General features: G+C 66.0%; 18 protein-coding genes. 2 read left to right on the top strand and 16 right to left on the bottom strand.

Annotated features, from left to right (window positions below; genetic code table 11):
• Positions 1-13 precede the first annotated feature (13 nt).
• The 4 genes from shn_RS28235 to shn_RS28220 all read right to left on the bottom strand — a co-directional run bounded on the left by shn_RS28235 (position 14) and on the right by shn_RS28220 (position 4248).
• Entirely contained in the window at positions 14-1552 is a 1539-nt protein-coding gene (locus tag shn_RS28235; protein ID WP_064333859.1) for a tripartite tricarboxylate transporter permease, read from the bottom strand.
• 33 nt (positions 1553-1585) lie between these two features.
• Entirely contained in the window at positions 1586-2086 is a 501-nt protein-coding gene (locus shn_RS28230) for a tripartite tricarboxylate transporter TctB family protein (protein WP_064333858.1), read from the bottom strand.
• A gap of 64 nt (positions 2087-2150) precedes the next feature.
• Complete coding sequence (locus tag shn_RS28225) at positions 2151-3143, bottom strand: tripartite tricarboxylate transporter substrate binding protein (RefSeq protein WP_064333857.1); 993 nt, start codon at positions 3141-3143, stop codon at positions 2151-2153.
• A 70-nt stretch (positions 3144-3213) separates the two neighbouring features.
• Positions 3214-4248: a 4-hydroxythreonine-4-phosphate dehydrogenase PdxA gene (locus shn_RS28220; protein WP_064333856.1), complete on the bottom strand. Its 1035-nt coding sequence runs from the start codon at positions 4246-4248 to the stop codon at positions 3214-3216.
• Positions 4249-4435: 187 nt separating this feature from the next.
• On the opposite strand from shn_RS28220, the gene shn_RS28215 reads away from it, so the two are divergent.
• On the top strand, positions 4436-5137 hold the full coding sequence (locus tag shn_RS28215) for a GntR family transcriptional regulator (protein WP_064333855.1): 702 nt from the start codon (positions 4436-4438) through the stop codon (positions 5135-5137).
• Between the two features lie 188 nt (positions 5138-5325).
• Here shn_RS28215 and shn_RS28210 read toward each other — a convergent pair whose 3' ends face one another.
• From shn_RS28210 to shn_RS28170, 9 genes are all read right to left on the bottom strand, one after another.
• Complete coding sequence (locus tag shn_RS28210; protein WP_064333854.1) at positions 5326-6033, bottom strand: cytochrome c3 family protein; 708 nt, start codon at positions 6031-6033, stop codon at positions 5326-5328.
• The gene (locus shn_RS28205; RefSeq protein ID WP_064333853.1) at positions 6033-6524 is read right to left on the bottom strand and encodes a nitrate reductase cytochrome c-type subunit; all 492 of its coding nucleotides are present in this window, start codon (positions 6522-6524) and stop codon (positions 6033-6035) included. Before shn_RS28205 ends, shn_RS28210 begins: the two co-directional genes overlap by 1 nt.
• Complete coding sequence (gene napA / locus shn_RS28200; RefSeq protein ID WP_064333852.1) at positions 6494-8998, bottom strand: periplasmic nitrate reductase subunit alpha; 2505 nt, start codon at positions 8996-8998, stop codon at positions 6494-6496. The genes shn_RS28205 and napA overlap by 31 nt, the downstream gene beginning before the upstream one ends.
• Entirely contained in the window at positions 8973-9257 is a 285-nt protein-coding gene (locus shn_RS28195; RefSeq protein ID WP_064333851.1) for a chaperone NapD, read from the bottom strand. Before shn_RS28195 ends, napA begins: the two co-directional genes overlap by 26 nt.
• Entirely contained in the window at positions 9250-9750 is a 501-nt protein-coding gene (napF, locus tag shn_RS28190; protein WP_064333850.1) for a ferredoxin-type protein NapF, read from the bottom strand. The genes shn_RS28195 and napF overlap by 8 nt, the downstream gene beginning before the upstream one ends.
• Before the next feature lie 10 nt (positions 9751-9760).
• Positions 9761-9928, bottom strand: coding sequence for a periplasmic nitrate reductase, NapE protein (gene napE / locus shn_RS28185; RefSeq protein WP_133034952.1), 168 nt, complete (start codon positions 9926-9928; stop codon positions 9761-9763).
• A 379-nt stretch (positions 9929-10307) separates the two neighbouring features.
• Entirely contained in the window at positions 10308-11387 is a 1080-nt protein-coding gene (locus tag shn_RS28180; RefSeq protein ID WP_064333848.1) for a siderophore-interacting protein, read from the bottom strand.
• A 9-nt stretch (positions 11388-11396) separates the two neighbouring features.
• Positions 11397-12542 (bottom strand): ABC transporter substrate-binding protein, encoded by a 1146-nt coding sequence (locus shn_RS28175; RefSeq protein ID WP_245337493.1) that lies wholly within the window; start codon positions 12540-12542, stop codon positions 11397-11399.
• A complete protein-coding gene (locus tag shn_RS28170) occupies positions 12539-14764 on the bottom strand; it encodes a TonB-dependent siderophore receptor (protein WP_245337492.1) in 2226 nt (741 codons plus the stop codon). Before shn_RS28170 ends, shn_RS28175 begins: the two co-directional genes overlap by 4 nt.
• 222 nt (positions 14765-14986) lie before the next feature.
• Between shn_RS28170 and shn_RS28165 the strand changes: the two genes are divergently transcribed.
• Complete coding sequence (locus tag shn_RS28165; protein WP_064333847.1) at positions 14987-15997, top strand: AraC family transcriptional regulator; 1011 nt, start codon at positions 14987-14989, stop codon at positions 15995-15997.
• 10 nt (positions 15998-16007) lie between these two features.
• On the opposite strand, the gene shn_RS28160 is transcribed toward shn_RS28165, so the two are convergent.
• The 3 genes from shn_RS28160 to shn_RS28150 are packed head-to-tail and all read right to left on the bottom strand — an operon-like array spanning position 16008 to position 19646.
• Positions 16008-16997 (bottom strand): phosphotransferase enzyme family protein, encoded by a 990-nt coding sequence (locus tag shn_RS28160; protein WP_064333846.1) that lies wholly within the window; start codon positions 16995-16997, stop codon positions 16008-16010.
• A gap of 4 nt (positions 16998-17001) precedes the next feature.
• On the bottom strand, positions 17002-18285 hold the full coding sequence (locus shn_RS28155; RefSeq protein WP_064333845.1) for an aspartate aminotransferase family protein: 1284 nt from the start codon (positions 18283-18285) through the stop codon (positions 17002-17004).
• Complete coding sequence (locus tag shn_RS28150) at positions 18282-19646, bottom strand: aspartate aminotransferase family protein (protein WP_064333844.1); 1365 nt, start codon at positions 19644-19646, stop codon at positions 18282-18284. Before shn_RS28150 ends, shn_RS28155 begins: the two co-directional genes overlap by 4 nt.
• Between the last annotated feature and the right edge of the window lie 9 nt (positions 19647-19655).

The following is a 19655-nucleotide window of genomic DNA, read 5'->3' as shown; positions in this document are numbered from 1 at the left end:
GGGAGCCGGCGGATCAGACCGCCGGCGTGCCGTCCTGCGGGGACTTGGGAACGCCGAGCCGGCGGCGGCGCGAGATGCCGAGGAGCCAGAAGACGAGCGGCGAGAAGAGCAGCGCAAGGCCGATCAGCATCAGCGTCGTCACCAGCCCGTTCGACCAGAAGACCGAAAGCTGGCCGCCGGACAAGAGCATGGACTGCCGGAAGGCATCCTCCGCCTTGTCGCCGAGCACCATGGCAAGCACGAGCGGGGCAAGCGGGTAATCGAGCTTCTTGAAGACATAGCCGAGGAGGCCGAAGAGAAGCACCAGCCACATGTCGCTGACGGCATTGCCGACCTGGTAGGCGCCGGACAGGATGATGGCGACGATGATCGGCCCGATGATGGCGAAGGGCACGCGCAGGATCGAGGCATAGAGTGGCACGGTGGCGATCACCAGCACGACGGCGACGATGTTGCCGAGATACATGGAGGCGATCAGGCCCCAGACGAAATCCGGCCGGTCGGTGAAGAGCGTCGGACCGGGCGTGAGGCCCCAGATCATCAGGCCGCCCATCATGACGGCCGCGGTGGCCGAACCCGGCACGCCGAGCGCCAGCATGGGCAGCAACGCGGAGGTGCCGGCGGAATGGTCGGCCGTCTCCGGCGCGACGACGCCGCGCGGATCGCCCTTGCCGAACTGCGACTTGTCGCGGGCCGAGCGGCGGGCCACGCCGTAGCTCATGAAGGAGGCCGCCGTCGGGCCGGCGGGCGTGATGCCCATCCAGATGCCGATCAGCGTGGAGCGGGCGATGGTGAACCAGTAGCGCGGCATCTCGACCAGCGTGCGGCCGATCTCGACGAGCTTCACGCGCGCCTTGATGCCCTCGAAGCGCAGCCCCTCCTCCGTGGTCAGCAGCAGTTCGCCGATGCCGAAGAGGCCCATGACGGCGATGAGGAACGAGACGCCCTTGATGAGTTCGGGAATGTCGAAGGTCAGGCGCAGGTTTCCCGAGATCGTGTCCATGCCGACGGAGGCGAGCGCGAAGCCGATCATCATGGAGACGAGCGTCTTGAACGGCGACTGGGCGCCCATCGAGATGAAGCTCGCGAAGGCGAGGAAATAGACGGCGAAATATTCCGGCGAGGAGAAGCGCAGCGCAAAATTGGCGACCCAGCCGGAAAGCAGCGTGATCATCACGACGCCGGCAAGCGCGCCGAGGCCGGCCGAGACGAAGGCGAGCGTCAGCGCCCGGCTCGCCTCGCCCTTCTTGGCCATCGGATAGCCGTCGAAGGTGGTGGCGACGGAAGAGGGCTCGCCCGGAATGTTGAAGAGGATGGAGGTCGTCGACCCGCCGAAGAGCGCACCCCAATACATGCAGGAGAGCAGGATGATGGCCGAGATCGGATCCATCGAGAAGGTGAGCGGCAGGAGCAGCGACACGCCGTTCGGCGCGCCAAGGCCAGGCAGCACGCCCACCAGGATGCCGAGCGTGACGCCGAGCATCATGAGCAGGATGTGGTTGAAGCTCAGGATATGGCCGAAGCCATCCATGAGAAGACCGATATTTTCCATGTCTTTCCTCCGAAGACCGGCGCCCCCGCGCGATCAGTAGATCCCGAAGAAGGCCTCGACCGGACCCTTCAGGAGCGGAACCTTGAAGCCGATCTCGAAAATGACGAAGAAGAAGAGGGCGACGCCGATGCCCGCGGCAAGGCCGGCCCACCACTTGTACTTGCCCTGGAAGGTCATCGTTCCGGCGATGTAGAGCGCGGTGCCGACATAGAGGCCGACGAGGGTGGAGACCGCGGCAAAGGCGACGAGCGGCAGCAGGAAGCCGAGCACGACCTTGAAGCGCGCCATGTCGACGAAGATCTCGCCGCTGCCGCGATGCTTGACGACAGCGTAGACGAGGTTCATCGCGCTGCCGAAGATGATCAGCAGGCCGATATAGAAGGGGAAATAGCCGGCATCCGGCCCCATCTCCGTCCAGCCTGCGCCGGCCTCGATCGAGCCGTAGGCGACGGCGATGCCGAAGGCGCCCGTCAGGAGGGCGACGCCCGTTTCCATGGCGAAACGGGAAAGCCCATTCGCGCTGTTCTCACGCATGGATCAGACCTTTCCGAAAGGGGGTGCGGATGCCGTGGGGCATCCGCGCGGAACCTTGGGAGGTTCAGTTCGCAAGCCAGCCTTCGCGCTTCAGCACGGCACTGACGGCGGCCTCGTCCTTCTTGATGAAATCCGCAAACTCCGCGCCGCTCATATAGGTGCCGGACTGCGAGGTGTCGGCAAGATATTTCTGCCATTCCGGCGTCTCGGACACCTTCTTCAGGACATCCGCATAGAAGCTGACGACCTCGGGCTCGACACCGGCGGCAAGCCAGACGGTGCGGGGCATGGCGTAGTTGTCGATGGCGATGCCGCTGTCCTTGCAGGTCGGGATGTCGGCCCAGCCCTGGTCGCCGGCCACCTTCGCATCGTTCTTCAGCTTTTCCGACTTGAAGACGCAGACCGGCTTGACCATGCCGGCCTGCCACTGGCCAAGGTTCTCGCTCGGATTGTTGACATTGGCCGCGACGTGGTCGCCGGCAAGCTGCACGGCCGCCTCGCCGCCGCTCTTGAACGGAACGTAGCCGATGTCGGCACCGGTCGCCTCGTTGATCATCGAGGTGAGGATCTGGTCGACGTCCTTGGACTGGCTGCCGGCGACCTTCAGCGTACCCGGCGCCGTCTTGGCCTTCTCGACGAAATCGGCGGCTGTCTTGATGTCGGACTTGCCGTTGACCCAGAGCACGAATTCGTCGGAGGCGAGCGCGGCGACCGGCGTCAGGTCGGCGGCGGCGTAGGGCACCTTGGCGCGGACCGGCAGCAGATAGGCGTTGTTCGTGCCGAAGGTCAGCTTGTGGGCATCGCCCTTTGCGGTCGCGGCATAGACGAAGCCCTCCGCGCCGCCGGCGCTGCCCTTGTTGGTCACCACCACCGGCGCCTTCATCAGCTCATACTTGGCGATGATCGACTGGATGGTGCGGGCGAAGATATCCGTGCCGCCGCCGGGGCCTGCCGTGACGACGAATTCGACCGGGCGCTCCGGCTCGAAGGCGAAGGCCGGCAGGGCGACGCCCGATGCGGCCGCAACGATGCAGGCAATGGTAAGGGACTTTTTCATCTTGCTCCTCCGTTGGGATGATCCCGGCACGAACCTCCTCCGTGCCGGTATACCTCAAAAATTCGACAGGTCAGGCGGCGGCTGAAAGCGCGGCGGCCTTTTTCGCCATGCGCGCGGCCAGAAGCAGCGCCTCGCGGCTTGCCCCGACATCGGCAATGCCCTTGCCGGCAATGTCATAGGCCGTGCCGTGGGCCGGCGTGCAGAGCGGGAACGGCAGGCCGCCCATCATGGTGACGCCCTTGTCGAAGCCCATGAGCTTCATCGCGATCTGGCCCTGGTCGTGATACATGGTCATGACCGCCTGGAAGCCGTCCTTCAGGGCGCGCAGGAAGACGGTATCGGCCGGGAACGGACCCTCGACATCGAAACCGCGCGCCTTCGCCGCCGCAACGGCAGGCTCGATGATGTCGATCTCCTCCATGCCGAAGGAACCGCCGTCGCCGGCATGCGGGTTGAGGCCGGCAACGGCGATGCGCGGATTGTCATAGCCGGCATTGCGCAGGCAGGCCGCGGTGAGTTCGATCTCGGCGAGGATCGCCTCGACCGAAAGCGCCGCCGCCACGTCCTTCAGCGGAATGTGCGAGGTTACGCGCGCATTCCAGACCTTTTCCAGCACGTTGAACTCGCGGACCTTACCGGTGAAGCCGATGACATCGGCGACGAAGCGGATCTCGTCGTCATAGCCCGGATAGGCGTAGCGCATGGCCTTCTTGTTGAAGGGCGTGAAGCAGACGGCCCCGGCCTTGCCCTGATCGGCAAGCTGCAGCGCGGTGCGGAAATTGGTCGTCGCGAAGGTACCGCCGGCAAGCGTCGCCTCACCGCGCACCACGTCCGCCGGGTCGAGATGGGCAAGGTCGATGAAGACATGGCGCTCACCGCTCGCCGCACCGAAGGTCTCGAGCGTTGCGGCCTCCAGGTTAAGGTCGAGGCCGGCCGCCTTCGCGCCCTCGTCGAGAATGCGGCGATCGCCGATCACCACGAGATGGGCCGCCGCCTTGACGTCGTCGAGCGCGATGATGCGGGCGGTCAGCTCGGGGCTGATGCCGGCCGGGTCGCCCATGGCGAGCGCGATAACGGGACGCGCGTCTTTTGCGCTCTCGGTCATGATGAAGCTCCTCCGCTGCATTCTGTATGCAGCTTTCATACGGCATACAAAATTCTGCATCAAGTCTTTTGTATTCTGTATGCAGCATTTTTTATTGACGCCGCCCTCCGGCCTCTCCATGCTCGCACCAAATCGCCAACGCGGCCGGCGCCCTCGGGCCGGACCTGAAAGACGCAAGATCAAAGACATGGATGAGATCAGAAGCTTGGGGCTCCCGGAAAGCAGCCTGCCGGAACCGATCCGCCGCACGGCGCTGCACGACACGCTCGTCGGCCGCCTGCGCGACATGATCATCGAAGGGCACCTGTCGCCGGGAACGCGCCTCAACGAAGGCCAGCTCGGCCAGATGCTCGGCGTTTCGCGCACCCCCCTGCGCGAGGCCATCAAATATCTGGCGAGCGAAGGCCTGGTCGAGCTCGTTCCCAGCCGCGGCGCCGCCGTGAAGCGCTTCGGGGCGAAGGACGTCAAGGACATGCTCTCCGTCCTCGCAACGCTGGAGGAACTGGCGGGCAGGCTGGCCTGCGCCAGCGCGCGCGACGAAGAGATCGCGGAAATCCGCGCCCTGCACGACCGCATGGTCCGGCATTACAAAGCGGGCGACCGCCTGGAATATTACAAGCTCAACCAGGCGATCCACACGCGAATCGTCGCCATTTCCGGCAATGCCGCGCTGGCCGAGGTGCACGGCATGCTGCAGACCCGGCTGAAGCGCATCCGCTTCGTCGGCCATGAAGGCCCCGAAAAATGGGCCGCCGCCGTCGGCGAGCACGAGGAAATGGTCGCCGCGCTGGAGGCGCGCGATGCCGACCGACTGTCCGAAGTTCTCGGGCGCCACCTGAAAAAGGCCTGGGAGCGTGTCAGCGAGACGCTGGAGGGCGCCGGCCGGTAAGGGATCGGGTCATCCCTGGCAGCGCGGATGTTCAGCCGTGCCTTGGCAACGGCATCTTCGGCCCGGAACGCGGAGAATGCCGTTACGGGCCGGCATGAACTGGATGTCGACGGGCGTTGGAGCGTTTCCGCTTTTCTTCGAATCGCAATTCCGGACTTAAAACCGCCTCGCACTTTCGCTGGAATTGCTTAGAACGTCACCGCTCCATGCGCGCTCGCCACCGCCTTGCGCAGGTCCTCGATCGCCCCGTTGGACGCCGCGGGAAGCGTTTCGCCCTCCAGTTCGCGCGGCATCTTCCAGCCGGGATCGATGCCCTCCATGTTGGGCAGTTCGTGCGCGATGCCCTTGTGGCAGTCGATGCAGGTCGCCTTGCCGGGCAGGAGGAACTTCGCGTGGATATCGGCCGCGCGCTGGGTCTGCTTGGTGAAGTCCATCGCGACGGCCGAGTGGCAGTTTCGGCATTCCAGGCTGTCATTCGCCTTCAGCCGCGCCCATTCGTGCTGGGCAAGCTCCAGCCGGTGGTCGAGGAATTTCTCGCGCGTGTTGATCGTGCCGAAGATCTTGCCCCAGACCTCCTTCGAGGCCTGCATCTTGCGGGCGATCTTGTCGGTCCATTCGTGCGGCACATGGCAATCCGGACAGGAGGCGCGCACGCCGGAGCGGTTGGTGAAATGCACCGTGTTGGTCAGCTCCTGGTAGACGTTGTCCCGCATCTCATGGCACGAGGTGCAGAATTTTTCCGTGTTCGTCAGCTCCAGCGCGGTGTTGAAGGCGCCCCAGAACATGACGCCGCCGACGAAGCCGCCGAGCGTCAGGAAGGCGAGGCTGAGCGTTGCCGCCGGCGTGGTCAGAATGGTCCAGACCCAGGCGATCAGTGCCTTGATGCGCGCAACCATCACTCGCTTCCCGCCCTGGTGACGCCCATCTCGCTCATGTCCTTGAAGGTGTTCTCGACGAGCGGCTTGTGATCGGCCTGCGGCACATGACAGGCGGTGCAGAAATAGCGCCGCGGCGAGACGTCGGCGAGCATCTGGCCCTCGCGCGTCATGTAGTGGGTGATGCTGATCATCGGCGCGCCGGCATCCTGCGAGAACTCACGCTTGTGGCAGGAAAGACAGCGGTTGGCGTTGACCGACAGCTGGTAGCCGTCGATCGAGTGCGGGATGACGGGCGGCTGTTCCGGATAGGCGCGCATGCGGCGGATGTCGTCGATGACCCATTTCGGCAGGGGATCGGCCGGCAGGGTCTGCATCGCGTCGCCCTGCGGGCCGGAAAGCTGCGGCACCATCTGCGCCATGGCGCCGGTGGCAAGCACCGCCACGCCGATCGCGGCGAAAATCCATCCGGGGCTCGGGGTCAGGCGACGGGTTCGATCTTGACTGCGCATTTCTTGAAATCCGTCTGTTTCGAGATGGGGTCGGTGGCGTCGAGCGTGACCTTGTTGATGAGCTGGCTGGCATCGAACCACGGCACGAAGATCACGCCCGGCGGCATGCGGTTGCGCCCGCGCGTCTCGACGCGCGAGCGGATCTCGCCGCGCCGCGAGATGATGCGGATCTCCGATCCCTGGTTGAGGCCGCGCTTGCGCGCATCGTCGGCATTCATGAAGCAGCGCGCGCCGGGGAAAGCCTTGTAGAGCTCGGGGACGCGCATGGTCATCGAGCCGGAATGCCAGTGCTCCAGCACGCGGCCGGTGACCAGCCAGGTGTCGAACTCGTCGTCAGGGGATTCGGCCGGCGGCTCGTAGGGCACGGCGATGATCGCGGCCTTGCCGTCCGCATTGCCGTAGAACTTCACGCCCTCGCCGGGCTTCACATAGGGATCGTACCCTTCGCGGTAGCGCCACAGCGTCTCCTTGCCGTCGACCACCGGCCAGCGCAGGCCGCGCACCTCGTGATAGGTGTCATAGGGCGCAAGGTCGTGCCCATGGCCGCGGCCGAAGGCGGCATATTCCTCGAAGAGGCCCTTCTGCAGGTAGAAGCCGAAATGCTGCGCCTCGTTGTTGGCGTGGTCCGGGCTGACCTCGCTGATCGGGAACTTCGCCACGTCGCTTTCGGCGAACAGTACCTGGTAGAGAGTCTTGCCCTTGTAGGCGGGGTTGGCGGCGAGGATGTCCGCAGGCCACACCTCGTCCGTCGTGAAGCGCTTGGAGAATTCGACCATCTGCCAGAGGTCGGACCGCGCCTCGCCCGGCGCCTGAACAAGCTGGTGCCAGACATGGGTGCGCCGCTCGGCATTGCCATAGGCACCTTCCTTCTCCACCCACATGGCGGCGGGAAGGATGAGGTCCGCGCTCATCGCCGTAATCGTCGGATAGGCATCCGACACGACGATGAAGTTTTCCGGATTGCGGTAGCCCTGATAGGTCTCGTTCGAGGTGTTCGGGCCGGCCTGGACGTTGTTGTTGACCTGCACCCAGTAGAAATTGAGCTTGCCGTCCCGGAGCATGCGGTCCTGCTGGACGGCGTGATAGCCGGGCTTTTCCGGAATGATGCCATGCGGCACGCGCCAGATCTCCTCGGCATGCTTGCGGTGTTCCGGGTTCGTCACCACCATGTCGGCGGGCAGGCGATGCGCGAAGGTGCCGACCTCGCGCGCCGTGCCGCAGGCCGACGGCTGGCCGGTCAGCGAGAAGGGGCTGTTGCCGGGTTCGGAAATCTTGCCTGTCAGGAGATGCAGGTTATAGACCATCTGGTTCGCCCAGACGCCGCGCACATGCTGGTTGAAGCCCATGGTCCAGAGCGACATGACCTTGCGGCCGGGATCCGCATAGAGCTCGGCGAGCTGCCGGAGGAAGCCGGCCTCGACACCGGTCATCTCGACGGCCTTTTCCAGCGTGTATTCCGCGACGAAGGCCTTGAAGGCCTCGTAGTCCATCGGCTCCGTCTTGCCCGGATCGGCGGAATTGGCGGCATTCACCTCCACCGGATTGTCCGGCCTGAGGCCATAGCCGATATCGGTGACGCCGCGCACGAACTTCGTGTGACTCTGCACGAAATCCTCGTTCACCCGGCCGGACTGGATGATGTGGTTGGCGATGTAGTTGAGGATGACGAGGTCCGTGCCCGGCTTGAAGACCATCGGGATATCGGCGAGATCCATGCTGCGATGGGTGAAGGTGGAAAGCACTGCCACGCGCACATGCTCGTTGCCGAGCCGCCGGTCGGCGATGCGCGTCCACAGGATCGGGTGCATCTCCGCCATGTTCGAGCCCCAGAGCACGAAGGCGTCGGCATGCTCGAAATCGTCGTAGCAGCCCATCGGCTCGTCCATGCCAAAGGTGCGCATGAAGGCGACGGCGGCCGATGCCATGCAGTGGCGGGCGTTCGGGTCGAGATTGTTCGAGCGGAAGCCGGCGCGCATCAGCTTGGTGGCGGCATAGCCCTCGAAGATCGTCCACTGGCCGGAGCCGAACATGCCGACGGCGGTCGGCCCTTTTTCCTTCAGCACCTTCTTGGCCTGTTCGGCCATCACGTCGAAGGCTTCTTCCCAGGTCACCGGCTCGAACTCGCCGTCCTTGGCATAGACGCCGTTGCGCTTGCGCAGGAGCGGCGCCGTCAGGCGGTCGGAGCCGTACATGATCTTCGAGAGGAAATAGCCCTTGATGCAGTTGAGGCCGCGGTTGACCTCGGCCTGCATGTCGCCGTGCGTGGCGACGACCTTGCCCTCCTTGACACCCACCATGACGCCGCAGCCCGTGCCGCAGAAGCGGCAGGGCGCCTTGTCCCATTTGATCTCCAGCGCGCTCACCCCGCCCGGAACCGGCTGGGCGGCAGCGGGAAGCGCGATGCCCGCCGCCGCCGCTGCGACGCCCGCCGCCTGGGCCTTTAGGATGTCACGCCGCGTCAGTTCGCTGCCCATGCACCTCGTCCTCTTCCAATTCAACATGTTCGAAAACCATGTTCGCCGCGATCACGCCGTCGAGGACGGAGATGCGCATCAGCGTATCCCCGAGCACGCCGGTGCTCGGTCCCTCGATGACGACGACGATCTTGCCCTTGTCGCAGCCGTGCACCTCGACATTGTCGAAGCCCGCGAGCGCCGCCAGCACGCTGTCGAGCGCACCCGGCTTCGTGGCAATCACAGCGCTGGAAATATGATGTTGCCGCCGTTCAGGCATAAGCGGCCTCCGTGTTTCGCGGCGCGGTCGAAACCGCGCCGACGGGACAGACGGAGATGCAGGCGCCGCAGCCCGTGCAAGCCTCCGCCAGGAGGTCCGGCACGAACGGCCCGCCGCGCACCGGCCGGAAGCGGATAGCCGCGGTGGGACAGGCATCCCGACAGGCCTGACAGTCGACACCCTGGAACGGCAGGCAGGAGGACGCGATGGCGACGACATGATCGAAGCGGCCGGCGACGCCATCGGCGAACACCGGCTCGGGACAGTTTTGCGCGCAGGCGCCGCAGAAGGTGCATTCCGCCGTGGAGAAATCGAGCGCGGGCAGCCCATCGACAAGGGCGATGACGCCGGTCGGACAGTGTTCCACGCATTGCCCGCAGCCCGTGCAGGCCGCAAGGCCTTCCTCCGCGATGCCGGGCGGGCGAATGCGGGCGGCGGCGCTGCGCCGGCCACCGCTCAGAAAGGTCCGCCTGGAGAGAGCCTGCTGCACCATGACCTTCCCCTCAATGCCCGGGCGGGCCCGGCGGGCCATAGAGGATCTGGAACATCCAGACGAGGAAACCATAGCCGCCGACGACACCGACGGCGACGATCGGCCAGATGCCGAAAGCAAGGACAAAGAACGTGATGAGCTCCCGCCGCCGACGCGATCCGGGCCTTTGCGGCGTCAGTTGTTCCGGGGCGACCTCAGACAAGGTATACGTCCTCCGATACCATTCATTGTCGTAATACTAGCATTGCCCCGCTGAAAATAAAGTGAATTAAACTTTTCTATTTTAATCAAGTATATATTTGCGCAACATCAATTGCCGTTGTATTCAATAGAATATAACGATTGAAAGAACTTCGTCTAAAATAATCCAAAAATACGGAATAGCAGCCGATCACGACGGAGAAATATTAGAGAATCATCATCTCCGAAAGAAAACTATTCATCGGCAACCGGAGCGCCGGTCTTCATCGACCACGCACCGTCACGCCTCCTCGCCGGCAAGCATCTGCCGGCGGGCGAAAGGCCGATGCCGACCCTCATTCGCCGTTGCGCGTCCGTCAGTCCTCTTCCGCGCGCCCGCGACGCCAGTAGGAAACGACGAGGTGTTCGGTGTTGGAAAGGCGCCTTTCCTGCCGCGCGAAGCTGCGGATCGCCCGGAACGCTTCGAACTCGCAGCCCGCCCAGACATAGACGGCCTCGCCGTCCATCGGGAATGCCACGGACCGCACGGCATCGATCAGCAGGCTCGTGCTGCCCGGCGGCCGGCCATCGCGGAACAGCCATTCGACGGCGATCGCGGGCGGCGGCGCAAGGGCCTGGACCTCGCCGGCATCCGCGACCTCGATGAAGACCCGGCCGCGTGCGCCCGCCGGCAGGTTTTCCAACATGCGGGCGACGGCCGGCAGCGCCGTCTCGTCGCCGGCGAAAAGATACCAGCCGGCCGCAACGAGGCCGCCGCCGCCGGGGCCGACCACGCCGACCCGGTCGCCGACCGCCGCGGCCGCCGCAAAGCCGGAGCCGGGACCTGCATCCGCATGGAGCACGAAATCGATATCGAGCGTGCCGGCGGCCAGATCGACGGAGCGCACCGTATATTTACGCATCAGCGGGCGCAGCTCGGGCTTTTCCCAGGCGATCACCCCGTTCGCACCGACATGCGGCCATTGCGGCTCGCCCGCCTCCGGCCGCTGCACCATGAGATTGAGGTGCAGCGCGTCGAGCCCGGCGAACCGCGCGACGTTTTCGCCGGACAGCGTCAGGCGGCGCATGTGCGGTGTCAGCGTCCGGCAGGCGACGACCTGAAGGATCTGGAAGTTCGGCGGGCGGACGATCTCCTCGCCATCGCCCGTCCAGGTGATGGCCGGCGGATCGTCGCCGGCAAATTCCAGGATATGCGAGGCGACGGCCATACGGGCGAGATAGAGCCCTTCGAGATCCGGCGCGGCGACATCGACCAGCGTCGCCTCGCCCTCGCGCGAGAACTGCGCGCGGATGCTCCCGAGCCGAAGCAGCGGGCCGGTCGGCCCCTCGCTCACTTCTGCGTTATGCTCCAACATGTGGTCGCAGAATTCCGCGATGACGGGAGCGGGGTTGCGCAGAGCGATCCGCGCCCGGGCGGTGTACTGTCTTGCGTGCATGTCTCTTTCCTATTGCGCGTCGATCCAGAAGGTGCCCTCCAGCGGCACCGCCAGGAAACGGTCGTTGATCTCGGCGAGCGTCTTGGCGGGATCGACATCCGCGACGAGATCAGGGTGCATCCACTTCGCGAAACATTCGAAGACGAGGATGTTGAGAACCGAGATCGACAGCTGGTGCGACACCGCATGCGCCCGGCCTTGCTGCACCGCCGTCAGCCCGTCGCGCAGGCCCTTGCCGAGAATACCCGCGAAGGATTTTCGCGCGCTCTTGGCATCGACATCGCCGCCAAGCACGAGGCCGCCCTGGGCGGCAAGATGCGGACCGCCGGTGGCGATATAGACCGTGGGATCCGCGCCGAGCACGAATTCCGGGCTGAGCTGGCCGTCATAGCCCGGCACATCCGCGCCGATGCTTTCACCGCCCGCAAGCCGCAGATAGTCCGTCATGCGATTGCCCTTGCCGGGCGTCGAGCAGCAGGTGGCCCCCGCATGGGCATCGACCAGCACGGAAACCGGCTTCGCCCTCGCCGTGCGCTCCGTGATGCGCCGGTAGCGTTCCCGCAGGAAATCGCCGAACGCCCTGCCCTTCGCCTCCTGGCCAATGGCGGCGGCAAGCAGCGTGACGGAGAAGGCGGTCGTCTCCGCCGGTCCCTTGTCGTCGTTCACCGGCCCATCGAGGAAGAGGACGGGCACGCCCGCCGCCCCCAGCGTCGCGGCCGCCTCCGTCCAGCCGCTCTCCCAGATGGAGACGACGAAAAGGTCCGGCTTGACCGAGAGGATCGCCTCGACGGATGTCTTCCCCGGCAGCACGGCGCCGACGGTGGGAACGGCGTCAATATCAGGGAAGCGCCGGCGATAGGCCTCGTACATGCCGCGATCGATGCGCTGCGGCGCGGCCCAGCCGGCGATGCGCGCGACGGGATCGGGATCGACAAGGGCGAGCGAGAGGAGCAGCAGGCTTTCGTTCGTGACGATGCGGCGCGCAGGCTCAGCAAGGCGCACGCTGCGCCCGGCGGCATCCGACAGCAGGATCTCGGCCCGCGCCGGCAAGGCGAAGGCCGGAAACGCCAGCAGCAACAGGAGCGACAGCCGACAGAGGGCCGCCGGAAAGCCGGCGCCCCCTCCCCTCGTCCCGGTTCGATGCGAGGCGCTCACCACGAATATTTCAGGCTCGCGGTGATGGCGCGGCCCGCGCCGTAGTTGCAGCTTCCGCCGGTGCTGTTGAGGCAATGGGAGACGTACTCCTTGTCGAACAGATTGGTGACGTTGACCCGAAGCTTCGTGCCGGAAAAATCCTTGTCGATGGCGCCGAAATCGTACTCCGCGCCGATATCGACGAGCGCCCGGCCGGGAATGCGCAGCTCCGCCTTGTAGGTGCTGTCCGTCTGGTAGGAGGACATGGCCCGCACGCCCGCGGTGAGCGTCAGCCCGTCGGCGAAGGCCGGCCGATAGCTGAGCCAGACGCTGCCCTGATGCTCGGGCAGGCGCAGCACCTCACGGCCGAGTTCGACGGGATTATTGGACTTCAGCACTTCCGAATGGGAATAGGTATAGGCGGCGAGAAGGTCGAGCTCCGGCGTCAGCTCGTACTTGCCCTCGATCTCCAGGCCCCGCACCCGCTGGCGGCCCGATTGCACGTCGAACAGGATATCGGCCGGGTCCGGCGTCAGGGCGTTGTCGAGCGTCAGGTCGAAGAGCGAGGCGGTGATCATGCCGCGGCCGCCCGGGGGCTCGTATTTCAGGCCGATCTCATACTGCTCGGCCGTCTGCGCCCGGAAGGGATTGCCGTCCCGGTCCGTGCCGAGCGTCGGCAGGAACGAGGTGGCATAGCTGGCATAGGGCGCAAGGCCGTTGTCGAAGAGATAGGTGAGGCCCGCGCGCCAGGTCAGCTCCCGGTCCCGTGTCGTCACGGTCGGCGTGCCGGCAAGGCGGTTCGTGCTGTCGATCTCGGACAGGTCGTAGCGCAGGCCGAAGGTGCCCACCCAGTTGTCGTAGCGGATCTGGTCCTGCATGTAGAAGCCGAGCTGCTGCTGCTCCTGCAGGCCGGAGCGCTGGATGGCCGGCACGGGGATGTCCACCTCGCCGTAGCGCGGGTCGAGGAGGTCGAGCGGCGGCACGCCGGCGACGGCATTGCCGAAATTGGTGGAGGACATCGCCTTCAGGTAATCGAGGCCGAAGAGCATCGTGTGGTCGAGCGCGCCGGTATCGAAGCGGGCTTCGAGCTGCGTGTCGACATTGAAGGCCGAGACCCAATCGTCGGAGATCGCCGAGGCGCGGTTGAGCGTGTGCCCGTCCGGCTGCCAGGCGAAGGCCGGGTTGACGAGGACGAGGAACATGTTCTGGTCGGAGCGGCTGTAGCGCAGGTTCTGCCGCACCGTGAAGGTTTCGTTGAACTCGTGCTCGAATTCATAGCCGAGGGCGTAGAAGTCCCGGTCGAAGACATCCGCGTTGGGATCGCCGAGATAGATGTCGCGCGGCACGCGGGCGGTCGGATTGTCGATCAGCGTGCCGACGGCGGGGTAGAAGCGCGGGCTGAAGGTCGGGCGGTCCTTCTGGTAATAGCCGTAGAGCGTGAGCGTGGTCTGGTCGGTGGGCGACCAGGTGAGGCTCGGCGCCAGCATCAACTGCTTCTCCCGTTCCCGGTCGACCTGGCTGCCCATGTTCTTGCCAAGCGCGACGAGGCGGTAGAGCCAGTCGCCGTCCTCGGTCAGCGGGCCGGTCATGTCGAGCGTCGCCTGCACGCCGCCATGCGAGGAGGTCTGGAGGCCCGCCTCGTTATGCGCCGTCGCCTGCGGGCGCTTGCTCACCTGGTTGATGAGGCCGCCCGGCACGGTGCTGCCGTAGAGCACGGAGGCCGGCCCCTTGATGACGTCGATGCGTTCCAGCGCGAAGGCATTGACGCTCGGCGTCGCATAGTTGCTCGGGTCGCCCGGCAGAATGAGCCCGTCGAGCCACATCGTGCCATAAGCGTTGAAGCCGCGGATATAGAGCCAGTCGTAGCGGATGTCGTAGCCGTTCGGGTCCGGATGCACGCCCGGCGTATAGCGCAGCGCCTCGGCGACCGTGTTCACGCCCTGCGCATCCATCTGGTCGCGCGTGACGACGCTGACCGCCTGCGGCGTTTCGAGCAGGGACGTGTCCGTCTTTGAGGCGCTGAGGCTGCGCTTTGCGACGATGCCCTGGTCCGGCCCCTTCGGGTTGTCCTCGCCGCCCTCGACGGTGATCGTCTGGAGCGCCGTTGCGCCGGCCTCCTGCGCCTGTGCCGGGCCGGCAAGCCCCGCCAGCGCCGCGGTCGCGGCCAGCCACAGGCGCCTGCGCCAGATCGCGCGCCCTGCCCTCTCCGTTGCTCCCATCACCGTCTCTTCTGCCAATCTCATGATCGCGGTCCCACCGTCCGATAGCCTTTTCCTAAACTTGACCTCGTAAATCAAGTTAAGCTATCTCTAGGGCAACACTTGCACGACGGACAATGTCGGCACCTTTGCGCACCGCGCAGATGCCTTTGCGCACCGGCAAATCTCCGCGCAGTGCCGGAATTCGATCACCAATAACGGGTCATCCTGCGCAATGCCGGTGACCGGAACAGTGAAGGACAGGGGATGGCGGCCGCACCTGGCAACGCCGAAAACGAGGGCAAGGGAGGCCGCGTGCGCGTGCGCGATTTCCTGCGCCACGAGGGCATCGCCTTCGACAGCCCCGACGACCGGCTTTCGCCCGACGACACGCTGATGAAGGGCGAGTTCCTGCACAAGGAGCTGCGCCGCGGCCTCGTCCTGCATGTCAGCGACGCGATCGAGGAGCGGGCCTTCACGGCCACCTCGCTCCTGCCGGAGGAGCTTTCCTGCATCTTCTTCCTGGAGGGCAGCGTCGATCTTTCGATCGGTGGCCGCCGCTTTGCCTTCCAGGCGGACCGCAGCGCGGTGCGCGGCGTTGCGATCATGAATGCCTGCCCGGAAAATTTCGAACGCGCCTCGCGCGGCGGCCAGCACCTGCGCCATCTCGTGGTCTCCGCAACGCCGGAATGGCTGCACCGCGATGCGCTGGAAGCCGTGGCGGATACGACGGGCGGCGCGCGGCTGCTGCGCGATCACCTCAGCGAGCACCGTTGGACGCTGACGCCGCGCATGATGGAGCTGGTGCGGCAGATCTTCAGCCCCTCACCGCTCATTCCCGAACTGCGCGACCTCTATCTCGAAGGCCGCGCCGTCGAACTCGTGGCGGAGACGATGGCGGCGGTGCTGCAGGCCGACCGGCGCGGGGCGGGCGGCACCCTCCTGAGCCGGCAGGACGCGATCTGCCTCAGCCGCGCCCGGGACTTCATCGCGGCCCGCGCCACCGAGGCGCTGAGCGTGGAAACGATCGCGCGCGAGGCCGGCATCAGCGCGAGCGGCCTGCAACGCCTGTTCCGCGTCGCGGAAAACCGCAGCGTCTTCGACTATGTGCGCAATATCCGGCTGGAGCGCGCCTTTGCCGCCCTCGACCAGGAAGACGTCACCGTGCAGGAGGCGAGCGCCATCGCCGGCTATACCAGCGCCGCCAATTTCGCCACCGCCTTCCGCCGCCGCTTCGGCATCGTGCCGACGGCCGTGCGCAAGGCCGATCCGCGCTGACGGGCTGCCGTCAAAGGCCGAGATCCCGCGCAAGCGTCTCCGTGTCGCCAAGATAGCGCTGCAGGCGCGCGGGATTGTCCGGAAGCTCCGGCCGCGCCGCCGCCCAGCCGATATAGGTGAGCGCGCGCAGCAGCAGGAACAGCGGCAGGTGCTGGAATTCCGCTTCCGCCTGCGGCCGGACGGCGGCATATCCCTCCAGCAGGGCCGCGCGCAATTGCGGATAATCGGGTTCGTGCCGGTTGCGCAGCAGCGCAGTCGCCAGGTCGAACAACCGGAAGCCGAAGCCGCAATCGTCGAAATCGATGAAGGCGACGGCGCCTCCCGCCACCAAGACATTCTCGCGCACCAGGTCGGCATGGATCAGGCCGTAGTCCAGCCCCGGCGCCAGCGCCGAAAGCCGCGGCAGGAGGCGGTCGCGCAGGCGCGCCAGGGCATCCCGCTGCACCGGCGTGATGACCGGGCAATCCCAGAACCGGCCCCAGAAGGGCGCTTCGCCCAGCAACCCCTCGACATCCCAGGCCGGGCGCTCGAACCCGGCCGGTCGCACGAAGGCATCGGCCGCATCGTGCAGGCGCGCCATCTCCCGGCCGATGGCGCGAAAGAGCGCCGGCAAATCCCGGCCGCCCCGGGGAAGCGGAGCGCCCGTATCGCCGAGCGGCTCGCCCTCCATCCAGTCGATCAGGTCGGCATAGTGTCGTTCGGCCGCCGCCGGGGACGGCAAGGCGGCAAGCAGGCCGCCGTCCGCCGTGGCGATGGGCAGCGGCACGGCGATGTCCTTTTCACGCAGCGCCGCCATGAAGACGAGTTCCGAGGCGAGCGCCGCCGGCGAATGATAGGCCGGGCGGTGCAGCCGCAAGGCCGCCGGCCGGCCGTCGCGCAGGTGAACCTTGAAGACCGCGTTCTCGCGGTATTTCAAGAGTTCGGGCACCTGGTCCGGCAGGTTCCAATGGACAAGGGCTCCCGCCGCGCGGGCCGTCAGGGCTGCGATCATGTCATCCATCGCGTCACAGCCCGTTCAGCACATCGTCGAGCACCGCCAGCATCAGGTCGGCATTCTCCCGGGAGAAGGGCATGGGCGGGCGGATCTTGGTGGCGTTCTGGTGGATGCCGAGCTTGCCCATCAAGACGCCGCGCTCGCGCATGCCGTTGATCACCCGCGTGGCGATGTCCGAGGCGGGCGTCTTTTCCCGCCGGTCGAGCACCAACTCCGCGCCGAAGAACAGGCCGCTGCCGCGCACATTGCCGATCAGCGTATGCTTGTCCGCCAGCTTCCGCAGACACTCGCGGGCATAGGCGCCGACATGAAGCGCGTTCTCCTGCAGCTTCTGCTCCTCCAGCACGTCGAGAACGGCCATGGCCGCCGCGCAGGAGACCGGATTGCCGCCGAAGGTGTTGAAGTAGCGGAACGCCTTGCGGAAGACATTCAGCGTTTCGGACGCCGCCACGACACCGCCGACCGGATGGCCGTTGCCCATCGGCTTGCCGAGGGTGACGATATCGGGGAGGATGCCGGCCTTCTGATGCCCCCAGAAATGCGTGCCGGTGCGGCCGAAACCGGGCTGCACCTCGTCGCAGATGACAAGGCCTCCGGCCTTCCTGACAGCCGCGACGGCGGGCGCGAGGAAATCCTCCGGCAGGTCCGGAAAACCCTCATTGGCGAAGAAGGGGTCGATGATCAGCGCGGAAAAACCGAACGGGCTTTCCTGCAGCGCGGCGATCGCCGCCTCCACTGTGGCAGCCCAGGCCTCGGCGAAGGCCTTACCGCCCTCTCCGCCGAGCGGACGATAGGCATCCGGCGCCGGCACATGGTGTACATGCCCACCATAACCGCCGACCGGCGGCATGCGCGTCGAGAGCTGCGAGACCGCCGTTGTGTTGCCGTGATAGGTGAAGTCGGTGGCAATAACGCCCGTCCGGCCGGTCACCGCCTGCGCCATGCGCAGGGCCACGTCGTTGGCCTCGCTGCCGGTGCAGGTGAGGATCGCCGTGTCGAGGCTCCTGTCGAAGGTCGCCGTCAGCCGCTCGACATAGTCGAGAATGCCCTCGTGCAGGTAGCGCGTGTGGGTGTTGAGCATCGACGCCTGCCGGCAGATCGCCTCGACCACCCGCGGGTGGCAATGGCCGACATGCGGCACATTGTTGTAGCAGTCGAGATACCGTCGCCCGTCCGCATCCCACAGCCAGACGCCCTCGCCCCTCACCAGATGCACCGGGTCATCGTAGAAGAGCGACATGTTGCGGCCGAGCAGCCGCTCGCGGCGGGCGCGCAGGGCCTGCACATCGGTCATGGCGACACCCCTCGTGCTGCCGACAGCCCCGCATCCAGCGCCGAGACGATCTTCTGCACATCGGCCGCCGTGATGACGAGCGGCGGCGAGAGGATGACATTGGCGCCCGACGTGCGGACCATCACGCCCTCGTCATAGGCGGCATCATAGACCTTCTGCACCACGTCCTTGGCAGCCGCGCTCTTCGTCCGGCGGTCGGAGACGAGCTCCAGCGCGGCCATCAGCCCCTTGCCGCGCACATCGCCGACCAGTTCGTGCTTCGCCTTCAGGCCTTCCAGCCCGGCGATCAGCTCGGCGCCGCGCGCGGCAGCATTGGCGGCGGTGTCGATCCGGGCGGTTTCCTTCAGCGTCGCCAGCGCCGCCGCCGCGCCGACCGGATGGCCGGAATAGGTATAGCCATGGCCGATGGCGCCGAAGGAATCCCTGTTGGCTTCAAAGGCATCGGCGACCTTGTCCGCGATCATCACCGCGCCGAAGGGGAAGTAGCCGTTGGTGATCGCCTTGGCGGTGGTCATCATGTCGGGCTTGACGCCAAAGCCGCGCGAGCCGGTCCAGGCCCCGGTGCGGCCGAAGGCGGTGATGACCTCGTCGGCGATGAGGAGGATGCCGTGCCTGTCGCAGATCGCGCGCATCAGCGGCATGAAGGTCTCGTGCGGCACGATGACGCCGCCGGCGCCGAGCACCGGTTCCATGATGAAGGCGGCGATGGTGTCGGCGCCCTGGAAGGCGATCTCGTCCTCGAACTGGCGGGCGATCGCCTGGGCGATCTCCGCCGGATCGGCCGTGTTGAAGGGGTTGCGATAGGGATAGGGCGCGGCAAGGTGGAAGACGCCGGGCAGCAGCGGCTCGTAGTTGCGGCGGAAATTGGCATTGCCATTGACCGAGGCGCCGCCGAAATGCGTGCCGTGGTAGCCCTTCTTCAGCGCCACGAACTTGGTGCGCTCCGGCTGGCCGTTGATCTTGTGGAACTGGCGGGCGAGCCGGAGCGCCGTCTCGACGGAATCCGAGCCGCCCGAGGTGAAGAAGGCGCGGGTGAGCCCGTCCTCCCTGAAGAATTCGGCCAGCTCGTAGGACAGTTCGATCAACGGCGAATTGGTGGTGCCGCGGAAGGTGGAGTAATAGGGCAGCTCGTCGAGCTGGTCGCGGATCGCCTTCTTCACCGGCTCGCAGGAATAGCCGAGATTGACGTTCCACAGGCCGCCGACGGCATCCAGCACCGTCTTGCCATGGATATCCACCACCGAAACGCCCTCGCCCGCATTGATGATGCGCGGGGGCTTGGCCTGCATTTCAGCCGGATGCGCCATGGGATGCCAGAGATGACGGGCATTGTTCTCGATCAGGAAATTGGAATCGCGCATGGGATATCC

The organism is Shinella sp. HZN7 (genome assembly GCF_001652565.1).
In the GTDB taxonomy this organism is placed as follows: domain Bacteria; phylum Pseudomonadota; class Alphaproteobacteria; order Rhizobiales; family Rhizobiaceae; genus Shinella; species Shinella granuli.
This window is presented reverse-complemented; position numbering and strand designations above follow the sequence as displayed.